This window comes from Mesorhizobium sp. M7A.F.Ca.MR.245.00.0.0 (assembly GCF_003997415.1).
Taxonomy (GTDB): Bacteria; Pseudomonadota; Alphaproteobacteria; order Rhizobiales; family Rhizobiaceae; genus Mesorhizobium.
This window is the reverse complement of the sequence record NZ_RZTE01000001.1, coordinates 330,214-343,702: the sequence shown is the minus strand read 5'-3', so window position 1 is coordinate 343,702 and position 13,489 is coordinate 330,214. Positions and strand designations below refer to the sequence as shown.

The following is a 13,489-nucleotide window of genomic DNA, read 5'->3' as shown; positions in this document are numbered from 1 at the left end:
TTGCCGAATGCAGATGGTCATTTTCGGTCTTACCGTCACGTCTTCATGGGGTAACGGCCATGCCACTTTATGGAGGGGACTGATCAGAGCCCTCGCCCGGCGCGGCTGGTCCATCACCTTCTTCGAACGCGACACACCCTACTATGCCGGAACGCGCGATCTTGATCATCTGGACGGCGGCAACATCGTGCTCTATCCGGACTGGGAGGATATCCGCCGGGTCGCGGAGCAAACGATCAAACGATCGGATGTCGTTATCGTCACCTCTTATTGTCCCGATGCCGTGGACGCCTCGCGGCTGGCGCAGCAGGCAGGGCGCGGACTGCGGGTCTTCTACGATCTGGACACTCCGGTCACGCTTGCCCGCATCGAACAAGGTGAGCGTCCACCCTATTTCGGCCCCGAGGGTCTTGCCGATTTCGACCTCGTCCTGAGCTACACAGGCGGCTCGGCGGTCGACGCGCTGAAGGCGGTTCTGGGCGCGCGTCACGTGGTGCCGCTCTATGGGCATGTCGATCCGGATCAACACCGGCCGGCTACGCCGCGGGCCGAGTTCAAGGCCGATCTCTCCTATCTCGGAACCTACGCGCCCGATCGCCAGGCGGCCGTCGAGAATCTGCTGGTTCGCCCAGCTGCGCGCTTGCCGGACCAGCGCTTCATCATCGGCGGCGCACAATATCCGCAGGAATTCCCGTGGAGCGACAACATCTTCTTCGTCAGGCACCTTCCGCCGGCCGATCACCCGGCGTTTTTCTCATCCTCTCGTCTGACACTGAATGTGACCCGCGAGGCGATGGCGCAAAAGGGCTGGTGCCCTTCGGGCCGGTTGTTCGAAGCAGCGGCATGTGGAGTGCCTATCGTAACCGACACATGGCCGGGCCTAAGCAGCTTCTTCGAACCCGGCAGCGAGATCCTGCTGGCCCACGACACCGATGACGTGGTCGCGGCGCTCGCCTTACCCGCAGGAGAACTCGATGCTATCAAAACCCGTGCGCGCCAACGGGTTCTCGACGAACACACTTCTGGCCGGCGCGCGGCGGAGCTGGACCAGATTCTAAACGACGCCTTTCAAAGATCTCCCGGCGAACCGATGATGGAAGCAGTCTGATGTTGGGCATTGTGCCCGCTGCCGGGCGCGGCAGCCGCATTCAACCGCTCGGCTTCTCGAAAGAGCTGCTGCCGGTCGGCAGCCGGATCGATGGACAGACCGAGCGTCCCTGCGCCGTGAGCGAGTATCTGGTGCGGCGGATGGTGCACGCTGGCGTCGACAAGATCTGTTTCATCATTGGATCGGGCAAATCCGACATCCTCGAATATTACGCTGCCGGCTATGGTGAGGCCGCGGCTCTCTTCGTGGTGCAGCCCAATCCCGTTGGACTTTGCGATGCGATTTTTCGGGCAGCGCCTCTCGTCGCGTCCGATGAGGTCGTCCTGGTCGGCCTTCCCGACACGATCTGGTTTCCCGAAGACGGCTTCTGTCATTTGCCTGACGATCGGCTTTCATTTCTGCTCTTCCCGGTGGATCGTCCGGAATTCTTCGACGCCGTCGTTGTCGATGACCACGAGCGCGTGATCGAAATCCAGGTCAAGCAACAGGACGCCGCCACGAACTGGGTTTGGGGTGCGTTCAAGATGCCGGGCCAGATCCTGCATCAGCTTGCGGCACTCTGGCGTGAACGGGAATGCCGTGACGAATATATCGGCACGTTGGTCAACGCCTACCTTGCGGCCGGAGGTCAAGCCTCCGGCATCAAGGCTGGGTCCGCCTATGTCGATGTCGGCACTTTCAACGGCTATCGCACGGCTCTGCGGCTGCTCGAGGACGGCGCCGCACCCGTCCATCACCAACCCGCCACGACTATGCCAGGTGCCCGTTCGCATGTGCCTGTCGTTCCCGGCGAAGGAGCCTGATCATGCTGCATTCCCATGCCGAAATCCGCCGCCGTATCGATGCTCTCGGCCCATGGTTCCACAACATGGAACTGGCGGGTGTCGAAACCGCTCCCAACCATTTTCTCGGCAATTATCCGCTGATCAAATGGCGCAAATTCGCCGAGGCCATTCCCGCCGATCTGACAGGCAAGACGGTGTTGGATATTGGTTGCAATGCCGGTTTCTATTCCATCGAGATGAAACGGCGAGGTGCTGCCCGTGTCCTCGGCATCGATTTCGATGAGGCCTATCTGGCGCAGGCCCGCTTTGCCGCCGAGATCGCCGATTGCGAGATCGAATTCCAGAAACTTTCGGTCTACGACGTCGGCGCCCTGAGTGAAACGTTCGATGTCGTGCTGTTCATGGGGGTGCTTTATCACCTGCGTCACCCCTTGCTCGCGCTCGACCTTATCCGTGAGCACGTCGCCGGTGACCTGATGATCTTCCAGTCCATGCAGCGCGGCAGCACAGATCTGCCCGAGATGGAAGAGAACTATCATTTCTGGACGCATGACCTGTTCGACCGGCCCGAATTTCCCAAGCTCCATTTCATCGAGCACCGCTATGCCGATGACCCGACCAACTGGTGGATACCCAACCGCGCCTGCACCGAAGCGATGCTGCGCAGCGCCGGCTTTGAAATCGTCCTGCATCCGGAGCAGGAGGTCTATTTCTGCCGCGCCGCCGGCGGCGCGGCCAGTGGGGGTCCCGTCTACCCCTCGAAAGGACAGCGCCATGATTGAAGCCGCGATGATCTGGAACGAGCCCAACAACAAATCGCATTGGGATCCCGAGCTCGATCCCGATTGGAGCCGCTTCGCCAGGATGGCAATCCTGGCGGCGGACGCAATCGGATCTGGAAACCCGGCTTTGACCAAAGTGCTCGGTGGCATCTCGCCGATAGATCCGGGGTTCATCACCCGCATGAAGGGATTCGGCGTGCTGGACCATGTCGACGCCGTCGCCGTGCACGGCTTTCCCCTCGACTGGAACCTGTGGCAAATCCAGGAATGGCCGCAGAAGATCGGCGAGATCGCGACCGTCACCGACCTTCCCATCTGGATCAGCGAAGTCGGCGTATCGACCTTCGGCGCCGAGGAAATCCAAGTCTGGGGGCTCAAGCGCACAGCTGAATTGCTGCTCGGCAATGCGCCACGCATCCAATGGTACAGCCTCTACGATCTTCCGCGTGAATGGGAAGCAACGACGCGTCACCGCGAAGCCGAGGGCTCCTCTTATTACCGGCATTTCCATATGGGGCTGCTACGCCAGGACGGCATGCCAAAGCCCGCGCTGGAGGAATTCCTGCGCCATACACCCGCAATGGGCCTGGTGCAGTGGTTTCATTTCGAAGACCCGCGGCTAGACGATGCCGTCGCCTGGATGAAGCGGCTGGGTGTCACCAATATGCGTACCGGGCTTTCCTGGGCGGACAGTTTTCGGCCGAATGCGCTGGACTGGTTCGACCGGCAGATGGAAGCACTCGCCGATTTCGATGTGACGGTCACCTTCTGCTTCACACCTCAGCACCGCGGAATGATGCCCCACCACACCAGCCCGCCCCTGGTGCCGGAGGAGTTCGCTGAATTCTGTTCAACCATGATCCGCCGCTATGCGCCTGGCATGACATCCGCCTCGCTCCCCACGCAGCGGGCCTCGGCCGCGTGAAATGTCATGCTGCCCATGCATCAGATGCAGGACTTCGCGACGCCGTTGACAGGTGGAGATACGGCGCAGGGCAACGAGACGCGCCCAGGCGAGACACTCACCGTCCTCAATGTCGCCTACCCTCTCGCGCCCGTCGGTCCCGACGCTGTCGGCGGTGCCGAACAGATTCTGTCGGTGCTGGATCGGGCACTGGTTCAGGCCGGTCATCGATCTATCGTCATTGGCTGCCGAGGCTCCAGAACGAGCGGCACGCTTGTGGAAATACCGGCCGAAAACGGCGTACTCGACGAGGCGGCGAAGAGCCGCGCGCAACAGGCCCATCGCGAGGCGATCGCGGCTGCCCGTGCCCGATGGCCCATCGACGTGGTTCATCTGCACGGCATAGATTTCGACGCTTATCTGCCCGACGATGGTCCGACCTTGGTGACCCTCCACCTGCCATTGGATTGGTATCCGGCCGCGGCATTGCGCCCGACGCGCGGTGACCTCTGGCTCCATGCGGTCTCGCCCACCCAGCAGAAAACCGCGCCATCAGACGCCCGGCTGACGGCGCCGATTCCGAACGGCGTTGACATCGAAGCACTGACCCTGCTGCAGTCGAAGCGCGACTTTGCCCTTGTTCTAAGCCGGGTTTGTCCGGAAAAGGGCGTCCACCTGGCGCTCGACGCAGCCAAACAGGCAGATGTGCCGCTGGTCATCGGCGGCAAGGTCTATCCCTATGAAACGCATACGCGGTACTTTCGCGATGAGGTCCAACCTCGCCTCGATGGCCGCCGCCGCTTCCTTGGCCCTCTCGGCTTCACCGCCAAGCGACGCATTCTCAATGCAGCGCGCTGTCTGGTCATTCCGAGTCTCGCAGCCGAGACCAGCTCGCTTGTGGCCATGGAGGCCCTCGCCTGCGGTACCCCGGTGGTCGCCTTTCCAAATGGTGCGCTTCCCGATGTCATAGAGCACGGCAGGACGGGCTTTCTCGTCGATACGGTCGACGAGATGGCCCAAGCCATTCTTGCGGCGCCCAGCTTGGATGCCGAGACATGCAGGGCCGAAGCGCGACGGCGGTTTTCGCTGGAACGCATGATCTCGTCTTACATGGACGCCTATCAAGCGCTGGCACGGCTTGGCACTGGTCGCCGGCGCTTCGCGGCGACACCGTGAGCTAAACTGTGCTGCGCAGCGAAATCATCGGTGACCTCACACAATTGGACGCCTTAACGCCGCACTGGTGGAAACTGTGGCAGCAGAGTCCCTCGGCGACTCCGTTTCAATCTCCCGCCTGGCTGGTGCCGTGGTGGCACGCATTCGCACCTGGTGAACTGGCGACGGTCGCGGTCTGGCGTGGCGACGATCTGGTCGGGCTGGCGCCATTCTACCTTGAGCATGGGATATCCGGTTCGAAGCTGCTTCCGGTCGGCATTTCGCTCAGCGATTATCTGGACATTCTGGCTGTCCCTGGGAGCGAAGCCGAGGTCGTCGACATTGTCGCCGAGTCGATCCTCTCGATCGGGTGGGCGCAATGGATCTTGTCGGACTTGCCGCAGGACAGCCTCTCCCTTGCGATGACGCATCCCGAGATGGATTGGCCGACCGCCCATGCCGCCTGCCCCGTGCTCGCCCTCGCCGGCGACGAAACGCTTGCAGGCTGCGTCCCCGCAAGACGCAGACGCCAGTTGCGTCGGGCGCGTCAAGCCGCATCAAGATGCGGCCGGATCGCGCTGTTGTCGGCAAGCGGCAGTCCGCAAACTTTCCTCGATCAATTGATCCGCCTGCACAATATGCGCTGGGCCGAACAAGGAGGCGGTGTGTTGGCCAACGCCGCCGTCGAGCAATTCCATCGGCTCTCACTTCCCTTGCTCGACGCTCACGGTCTGGTGCGATGCTGGCTGTTCGCGATCGATGGCGGAACCGTCGGCGCCTATTACGGATTTCACCACCGCGGCCGTGCCTATGCTTATCTCGGTGGCTTCGACCCTGCTTATGCCGAGGAGAGCCCAGGTGCGATCCTGATTGGCCACGCAATCGCGGAAGCGATCCGCGAAGATGCGCGCGAGTTCGATTTTCTGCGCGGCCAGGAGGCCTATAAATATGGCTGGGGCGCCGTCGACAGGTGGACGATGCGCAGGGTCTGGACGCGGAGTTGATGCATGAGTGTAACCGCACCGAAAGCCGCCCGGCGCACGACATCGGTCAGGCTGGCGGTTGAAGACTGCATGGCCGATGGCATTTGCGCCGAAGGTGTTCTCGTCAGACTGGCGCTCCACCTGCCGCCCACAATTGGAGCGGCGGAATTGGCGGAGGTCGTGCTGAAGGTCCAGCCGGCGGATGCCGGCGACGCAGCAAGGCTGCGAAAGGTCGCCGGACTGCTGCGCTGCAAACCAGACGTCTTCGCCATGTTGCGGGCAACGGGTGGCGCCGTTCGGCATGAGCGCGATGAGGACGAGACGAATGTCGCTGTCGTCATGCGGCTGGCCTCCAGCTTCGATGCCGCGGCAGCGATTTCGGGAGCCGCGAGTGTCCAACTGGCATCCCTCGGCGATGAGGCAAGGCTCACAGTCACGACCAACGAAATCGTCGCCTGGCTGGAAGCGCGAGAATTCACCGGAAGGGAACGGAGCATTCTCGACATCGGTTGCGGCACCGGCCGTTTCGAGCGCGCGCTGTGCAAATCCTTCAAGCGGATGGTCGGCATCGACATATCGCCGCGGATGATCTCCATCGCCTCCGAGCAATGCGCCGCACTCGGCAATGTCGAGTTGCGACAAACCTCCGGTCTCGATCTGTCCGAATTCGCCGATGCCAGTTTCGATTGCGTGCTGGCGGTGGACAGCTTTCCCTATCTGGTCCTGGCCGGCATGGCTGATCGGCATTTCGACGAAATTGCGCGCGTTCTGAAACGGCCGGGCTGGCTCGCCTTGCTGAACTATTCCTATCGCGGATCACTTCTCTCAGACCGCGATGATATCGGCCGTCTGGCGCAAGCTCATCAATTGCGGGTCCTCATCGACGGCGAGAAGCCGTTTCGGTCGTGGGATGGCGACGCATTTCTGCTCGCTGGGTGAAGCGGAACATTACAGCGCGATGCCAGTTCGGACGTCGAACAACGGGCACCGACGAGTGTACCCTATTTGAAGGAGGATAATCATGGCATCCGGCGGTAAAAAACAATTCGGCCGCAACAGCCAGGCAAGAGTGCCGGCGCCGGCGCGATGACCTCCCTGGAGAGGGACAAGATCGAAGAAAACGCGGTCTTGTCGAATCGCAACAAGAAGCAGCATGGCCAAGAGCGCGGGCTGGACGGCAATCGGATCAAGCCCGATCAGTATCAGGATCACGCCGCTGACCGATTGCCTAGGGATTGAACGCCACCGCCGCGCGTCCATGGCCCGGGACGACGAAGGAGCAGCAAGGAAATAAACCTGTGCAAGGGGCCGCTGGTGAGCTTCTTGGCGGTGGACACCGCCTTGTAATGCCAGGCGCTTATCACCACACTAGGATCAAGGGACCCGCTATCAAGAGAATGTGATGTCTCGTTCGAGCGACGATACCCCGGATCAGCATGTCGAGATGGCTGTGGATCAGGAGATTGCTTCCCTGCTGGCCGCCATAGAGCAGGAAAAAATTCCAGACCGCCTGACCAAGCTGGCGATCGAATTGCAGAACGCGCTCGTCGAGAAACGTCGGCGCGACGTGAAGAACTGACTATCTGCGGCCGTCGACCTCGACATCGAGCTGACCATCCGACAGCTGGTTTCGTCTTTCCATCAATGTCTGCAGCGAACTCTCCCCCAGGAATTCAAGGATGTTGGCGCGCGCACGGTTCAGCCGGCTTTTGACCGTTCCGACCGCGCAACCGCATATGTCGGCGGTTTCCTCGTAGCTCACTCCCAAAACGCCGATCAGCATCAGGACCTCGCGTTGGTGTTCAGGCAGCCTTTGAATGGCGCCGTGAACTTCCTTGCTCTGAACGGTCCATTCCTGGGTGGCTTCCGAAATTGGTCTCGAAGACGCGCAGTCGAGCAGGCCTGGCGACTCCCGGGCAGCGATCTTGACCCGGGTGTAATAAGTGTTGCGCATGATGGTGAAGAGCCACGACTTCATGCGCGTACCGGGTTCGAACTTGTCGATGTTGGCGAGACCCTTGGTCAGTGTCTCCTGCACGAGATCGTCAGCGTCGTCGGGGACGCGGCAGAAGGTGCGCGCAAATGCCCGCAGGGCAGGTATCAGGTCAACGATGGAAACTTCATTGGTTTCCTGGTCGGCCAAAAGGCAGCCTCCGGATGACAATGGTCCAGCTCCCAGAAGAAAGAGTGTGTGAACGCAGCCCCAGCTAAATGCATGGAAGTTTGGTTCGTTCCTCGTGCCGGAGACAACTCTTCATAAATTGTGCGCAGGCGGAGATATCTGTCATCCGATCGGCGCGCACCATCGCCGCAGCAGCCACGGCTCCTCCGACAGCGGTGTCTCCAGCGTCCATTTTTTACGGGAACAAAGCTGCTCACCGGCAGTTTGATGGCTTGACCACTTCAACCTTCCGGTATCGATCGAGGATCTGTCATGGCCAAATCCGCTCGCCCCTCCGCTCGCCAATCGGCAAGTGGACTGGATCAGAATAGCGCGCGCGGAAATGGCGGCGAGTTGCACCAGATCGCGGGGGACGACACGCCTGCCCTTACGACGGCGCTCGGAACGCCTGTCTCCGACGACCAAAACACATTGCGGATCGGTGAGCGCGGACCATCGCTGATCGAAGACTTTCACTTTCGCGAGAAGATTTTCCACTTCGACCACGAACGCATCCCGGAAAGGGTCGTTCATGCCCGCGGCTATGGCGCGCATGGTTATTTCGAGACCTACGAGTCACTTGCCAAATACACACGTGCCGACATTTTCCAGCGAGCTGGTGAAAAGACGCCGGCATTCGTTCGTTTCTCGACGGTTGCCGGCAACAAGGGCTCGTTCGATCTCGCCCGCGACGTGCGCGGCTTTGCGGTCAAGCTCTACACCAAAGAAGGCAATTGGGACCTGGTCGGCAACAACATCCCGGTCTTCTTCATCCAGGACGCCATCAAGTTTCCCGATCTGATCCACGCCGCCAAACAGGAGCCCGACCGTGCCTTTCCGCAGGCACAGACGGCGCACGACAATTTCTGGGACTTCATCAGCCTGATGCCGGAATCGATGCACATGGTGATGTGGATCATGTCGGATCGCGCGATCCCGCGTTCCTTCCGCTTCATGCAAGGCTTTGGTGTGCACACGTTCCGCCTCGTCAACGCGAAGGACGAATCCACCTTCGTCAAATTCATCTGGAAACCGAAGCTCGGCATGCAATCGGTGGTCTGGAACGAGGCGGTCAAGATCAATGGTGCCGATCCCGACTTCCATCGCCGCGATTTGTGGGAGGCCATACAGGCCGGCAATTTCCCGGAATGGGAGTTGACGGTGCAACTGTTCGATCAGGCATTTGCCGACAGTTTCGACTTCGACATCCTGGACGCAACGAAGATCATTCCGGAGGAGATCCTCGAACCAATTCCGGTCGGTCGGCTGGTGCTCGACCGGATGCCGGACAATTTCTTCGCCGAGACCGAGCAGGTGGCGTTCATGACGCAGAATGTGCCGCCCGGAATCGATTTCTCCAACGATCCGCTACTGCAGGGCCGCAACTTCTCTTATCTCGATACCCAATTGAAACGGCTGGGCAGCCCGAACTTTACCCATCTGCCGATCAATGCGCCGAAGTGCCCGTTCGCCCATTTTCAACAGGACGGGCACATGGCCATGCGCAACCCGGCCGGTCGTGCCAATTATGAGCCGAACTCATGGGGACTGGGACCGCGCGAGGATCCGCAGCGTGGCTTCCGTTCTTTCGCCGATGCCGAAGAAGGGCAGAAAGTACGTCTGCGCGCGGAGAGCTTCGCCGATCACTACAGCCAGGCCCGGCAATTCTTCAACAGCCAGACACCACCGGAGCAGCGTCACATCGCGATGGCGCTGACATTTGAACTGAGCAAGGTCCAGGCGCCGGCGATCCGCGAGCGCATGGTTTCGCATTTGTTGAACATCGATGAAACGCTGGCGACCACGGTCGCCGACAAGCTCGGCATCCGTGACCTGCCCGAACCTGCCGAAGCCGCCGTTCCGCCGCGCGATGACTTGCCGCCGTCGCCGGCGCTCAGCATCATCCAAAACGGGCCTGACAGTTTCGAAGGCCGCAAAGTCGGTGTCATGCTCAGCGATGGAGCCGATGTCGCGCTGTTCGAGGAACTTCGTTCAGCCATCGAAGCGGAAGGCGCGGTGATGGAGGTGGTTGCGCCCAAGGTGGGCGGCGTCGAAGCCGACGACGGCACCCACATCGAGGCAAGGCACATGATCGACGGCGGCCCGTCCGTATTGTTCGACGCTGTGGTGCTGCTCCTCTCCGAGGCGGGCGCCGAGCTGCTGGTCAAGGAGGCCGCCGCGAAGGATTTCGTGTCTGATGCGTTTGCGCATTGCAAGTTCATCGGCTTCACCCCGGGGGCCGAGCCGCTCCTGGCCAAAGCAGGCGTCGCTCCCGATGCCGATGAGGGGCTGACGCGGCTGGATTCGGCAGCTTCGGTAACTGCGTTTGTGCAGTCATGCCGCAAACTGCGGCTCTGGGCGCGGGAGGCGGCTGTCAAGCTTTGATGCGATGACGTCAGCTGTTTTCCGCTGGCATGTCCGCAGGCTTTGGGTTGCCGCCAACCCAGTCCGCACCCCGATCTACGAGCGATCTTCCTTGCTGGACGCTTGCCGCTGCTTTTCCAGGACCTCATCGGTCCCGACCAGCTTCTTTGCTCCGCCTGAAATGGTCGTGGACACCACTGAGGGCGGATCGCTCGCCGGAAAGGAATCCTCCAATCCCGCCTGCAGTTGGTCCTCGAGCGTGCGTGGTTCTTCGGAACGGCCGGGCGTTCTGCGTGTGTCTATCTTCTCAAGCGGCTGTTTCCTCTCTGGCGAATCGTTGGCGTTCCGGACCAGGGCGTAAAGTTGCTCGATCGCGAATTCCTTGATCGTTTCGAAATCGGCGCGATCGTCCTCTGCGGCCTCGATCTGATCAACCATGGCTTTCTCGAAGCGGTCGAGGCTGTCGCCTCCGCAGGCATGGGAAAGGCGCAACAGGGCTTCGTTCAGCATCAACGGAGCAAAATGTGCTGAAGCTTCAAGCCTGAGTTGTCTTAGACGATCCGGAGTGGCGGCCTGCAACTTTGACATGGACAACCTCCTTTCTCCCACAAGCGTCTCAACGACATTTGACCGCCGATGTTCCACTGCGCCTGAACATCCTTCCCGCCCGGCGAGCTACAGGAACCAGCTTGCCACCAGTCCCGCCGACGCCGCAAAGATCGCCAGGGTCGTCACGCCGCCCAGGATGTTCGTGCTTATGCTGTTGACCTTGTCGCCCATGATCTTGCGATTGTTGGTCATGATGAGGATGAGAAGCAGCAGAGGTGGCGTTGAAAATCCTTGCACGATGCCCGACCAGACCAGGGCTTTCATAGGGTTGAAGCCGAAGAAATTGAGACCCACCGCCACCAGCGTTATGATCCCCATCACGATATAGAATTTGGGAGCCTGCCGAGGTTTGGCATGCAAGCTATTCTTCCATCCCATCGCCTGGGCGAAATCGAAAGCGGCGCCAGCGGTCATGATCGGCACGGCCAGAAAGCCGACGCCAATTACACCGGCCGCAAAGAGAATGCCGGCGGCGTCGCCGGCAAGCGGCCGCAGCGCTTCGGCCGCCTGTGCCGCTGTCTCGATCTGCGTCTGCCCGGCCTTGTAGAGCGTCGACCCTGTCGAAAGGATGATGAAATACATGATCAGATTGGAAAACGTCATGCCGATCAGGATATCGCGGCGGGATCGGCGCAGCTCGCCCTCGGTGGCGCCTTTGCGCTCTTCCAGGCTCGTTCGACCCTTGGCGATCTCCTCCTCCACCTCCTGATTGGACTGCCATGTGTAAAGGTATGCGGAGAGCGTGGTCCCGATGATGGCGACGAGGATGGACAGGTATTCGCGGCTGAACTCGATTTTTGGCAACAGCGTGCCACGCAGGACAGAGGCGGCATCCGGTTTGGCAAGCACCGCGGAGACCACATAGGCAAGCAGAGCCAGAGCCAGCCACCGGAACACATTTCGGATCAATTTATACGATCCGAACACCTGCAGGGCAAAAATGACGATCGCGACGACAATGACGACCAAAGGAGCAGGCAGAGGAACGAACAGCACGATGGCCGCCGACATGGCGCCAAGATCGGCGGCTGCCTCGATCGTGTTGCCAATCAGCACGCCCACTAGCACGGACCATAGCAGCCAACGCGGATAGAAGTCCGATATGACCTTGAAAAGCCCGCGACCCGAAACCTGGCCAAGTTTGGATGAAAGGTAGACGACGAGATACATCATCGGCAGCGTGACAGGTGCCGTCCACAGCAGATCGGGTCCGAACCGCGCTCCGGCGCTCGCGTAAGTACCGATGGCCGAGCAGTCGTCATCGGCCGCACCGGTAATCAGACCAAGCCCGAGAGCCCGAACGACGCCGCCTTTTTTTTGCTCGCTTGCCCTTTGGCCCTCGTCAGGTGGCTTGTTCATTGAAGGCGCGTCTTTACCGAGGCCACGCAAGAAATCATGACGAACATTCCAATCGGACGGCGATGAAGCAGCCGTTTCAAGCTGCATTGAGATCGAGGCTCGAACCTCTGGTCAGGCTTTTTGTTCCTGGACCAGTCCCGGCCCGCGACGACGTTTCATCCGATGCGGGTTCTTTCGGCGGAGCCGGACATCCAAGCGAATGCTCCGCTCCACTGAAGAAGGGTGTCGGAGCCTGTCATTCAGGCGACTTGGCACAAAACTTTCCCCGAAAGAAAATCCCGCGGCGCCAAAGTCGAGTGTTCGGCCCAGCCCGTTCATCCGCTTGGTCAGCGGCTCGTACCGCCGCCGATCGCCATCCGTAAGCCGAGGCCGATGATGAGACAGCCGGCGAGCCGCTGCTGCCAAAGCCTTGCGCGAGGGTGCCGCATGACCCATGCCCCGGCCGCGCCCGATGCCAAGGCATAGGCTCCCAGCACCAGCACACCGGTTATCTTCTGTGTTGCGCCAAGCAGCACCAGCTGCAACGTGACGGAGCCCCTGTGCGGATCGACAAACTGCGGCAGGAACGCAACCATGAACATCAAAGGCCAGGGATTGCTCAGATTGGCGATCATTCCTTCCCGGGCGGCGGCGAGCGGCCGCAGGGCCTTGAGGTCACCTGTGGGAATGGTTGCCGAGGATGAAAGCAGCAGCCGGACACCCAGCCAGACGATGTAGGCCGCCCCGGCCCATCGAAGCAGATTGAACGCCAGGGGCGAGGCGTGGACAAGCGAGGACAGGCCGAATGCAATCAGCGGAAGCTGCACAAGTCCGGCGCCCAGCGTCATGCCGAGCACCGTGAACAGCGCCACGTCGCGCCCCTGTCCAATGCCGCGGGCCATCACCAGCATGCTGTCAGGACCTGGCGGCACCTGCATGAGAATGACGGTTCCGACAAAAGCTATCCACAATGAGGAATCGATGGGGCATCTCCGTTAGCGCTGCCGATGACATCAAAGCGGCCAGCCGTCATCCGGGTTCCGCGGCAAATGAAAATGTCCCATCGCGAAGAACCAGGCATGAACCGTCAGATGGAACGCGGTGCCAGTCCTGGAAGTTGAAAAAAGCCGGAGCCGTTCCTGAACCGGTTTTGGAGGCCTACCCGTGCATGAACCGATAAACGCCTTCCCGCTCCCGCTGGACACGTCTCCGATGGAGGCCAGGCTTGCCGATGAAATCCCCCGGGATGGAAACCGCTGGCAGTACGAGCCCAAATGGGACGGGTTTCGCTGCCTGGCTT

The 13,489-nt window shown here is 60.8% G+C and carries 13 protein-coding genes and 2 pseudogenes; 11 read left to right on the top strand and 4 right to left on the bottom strand.

The genetic code is table 11. The annotated features are described in order from the left end of the window. Window positions 1-7 precede the first annotated feature (7 nt). The 9 genes and pseudogenes from EOB80_RS01655 (at window position 8) to EOB80_RS01615 (ending at window position 7,296) form a co-directional block, all read left to right on the top strand. On the top strand, window positions 8-1,108 hold the full coding sequence (locus EOB80_RS01655) for a glycosyltransferase (RefSeq protein WP_127326441.1): 1,101 nt from the start codon (window positions 8-10) through the stop codon (window positions 1,106-1,108). Then, the gene (locus EOB80_RS01650; protein ID WP_127326440.1) at window positions 1,108-1,911 is read left to right on the top strand and encodes a sugar phosphate nucleotidyltransferase; all 804 of its coding nucleotides are present in this window, start codon (window positions 1,108-1,110) and stop codon (window positions 1,909-1,911) included. Before EOB80_RS01655 ends, EOB80_RS01650 begins: the two co-directional genes overlap by 1 nt. A gap of 2 nt (window positions 1,912-1,913) precedes the next feature. Continuing rightward, window positions 1,914-2,675, top strand: coding sequence for a TIGR04290 family methyltransferase (locus tag EOB80_RS01645; RefSeq protein ID WP_127326439.1), 762 nt, complete (start codon window positions 1,914-1,916; stop codon window positions 2,673-2,675). After that, entirely contained in the window at window positions 2,668-3,600 is a 933-nt protein-coding gene (locus EOB80_RS01640) for a beta-xylosidase (protein WP_127326438.1), read from the top strand. The genes EOB80_RS01645 and EOB80_RS01640 overlap by 8 nt, the downstream gene beginning before the upstream one ends. Window positions 3,601-3,624: 24 nt before the next feature. Beyond that, window positions 3,625-4,755: a glycosyltransferase gene (locus EOB80_RS01635; RefSeq protein ID WP_245466216.1), complete on the top strand. Its 1,131-nt coding sequence runs from the start codon at window positions 3,625-3,627 to the stop codon at window positions 4,753-4,755. A gap of 8 nt (window positions 4,756-4,763) precedes the next feature. Further along, window positions 4,764-5,738, top strand: a complete 975-nt coding sequence (locus EOB80_RS01630) for a GNAT family N-acetyltransferase (protein ID WP_128306976.1) — start codon at window positions 4,764-4,766, stop codon at window positions 5,736-5,738. Between the two features lie 3 nt (window positions 5,739-5,741). After that, a complete protein-coding gene (locus EOB80_RS01625) occupies window positions 5,742-6,656 on the top strand; it encodes a class I SAM-dependent methyltransferase (RefSeq protein WP_127326436.1) in 915 nt (304 codons plus the stop codon). A gap of 82 nt (window positions 6,657-6,738) precedes the next feature. Beyond that, window positions 6,739-6,956: pseudogene (locus EOB80_RS35000) on the top strand (hypothetical protein). Between the two features lie 163 nt (window positions 6,957-7,119). Beyond that, a complete protein-coding gene (locus EOB80_RS01615) occupies window positions 7,120-7,296 on the top strand; it encodes a hypothetical protein (RefSeq protein ID WP_127326435.1) in 177 nt (58 codons plus the stop codon). Here EOB80_RS01615 and EOB80_RS01610 read toward each other — a convergent pair whose 3' ends face one another. Continuing rightward, complete coding sequence (locus EOB80_RS01610; protein ID WP_127326434.1) at window positions 7,297-7,860, bottom strand: sigma-70 family RNA polymerase sigma factor; 564 nt, start codon at window positions 7,858-7,860, stop codon at window positions 7,297-7,299. It lies immediately after the preceding gene. 291 nt (window positions 7,861-8,151) lie between these two features. Here EOB80_RS01610 and EOB80_RS01605 point away from each other — a divergent pair, with 291 nt between their 5' ends. Next, entirely contained in the window at window positions 8,152-10,263 is a 2,112-nt protein-coding gene (locus EOB80_RS01605) for a catalase (protein WP_127326433.1), read from the top strand. 75 nt (window positions 10,264-10,338) lie between these two features. On the opposite strand, the gene EOB80_RS01600 is transcribed toward EOB80_RS01605, so the two are convergent. The 3 genes from EOB80_RS01600 to EOB80_RS01590 all read right to left on the bottom strand — a co-directional run bounded on the left by EOB80_RS01600 (window position 10,339) and on the right by EOB80_RS01590 (window position 13,127). After that, the gene (locus EOB80_RS01600; RefSeq protein WP_127270596.1) at window positions 10,339-10,830 is read right to left on the bottom strand and encodes a hypothetical protein; all 492 of its coding nucleotides are present in this window, start codon (window positions 10,828-10,830) and stop codon (window positions 10,339-10,341) included. Between the two features lie 87 nt (window positions 10,831-10,917). After that, on the bottom strand, window positions 10,918-12,210 hold the full coding sequence (locus EOB80_RS01595; RefSeq protein WP_127326432.1) for an Nramp family divalent metal transporter: 1,293 nt from the start codon (window positions 12,208-12,210) through the stop codon (window positions 10,918-10,920). A gap of 326 nt (window positions 12,211-12,536) precedes the next feature. Next, complete coding sequence (locus EOB80_RS01590) at window positions 12,537-13,127, bottom strand: LysE family translocator (RefSeq protein WP_127326431.1); 591 nt, start codon at window positions 13,125-13,127, stop codon at window positions 12,537-12,539. A 226-nt stretch (window positions 13,128-13,353) separates the two neighbouring features. On the opposite strand from EOB80_RS01590, the pseudogene EOB80_RS34995 reads away from it, so the two are divergent. After that, window positions 13,354-13,489, top strand: a pseudogene (locus EOB80_RS34995) (ATP-dependent DNA ligase); the annotation flags it as partial.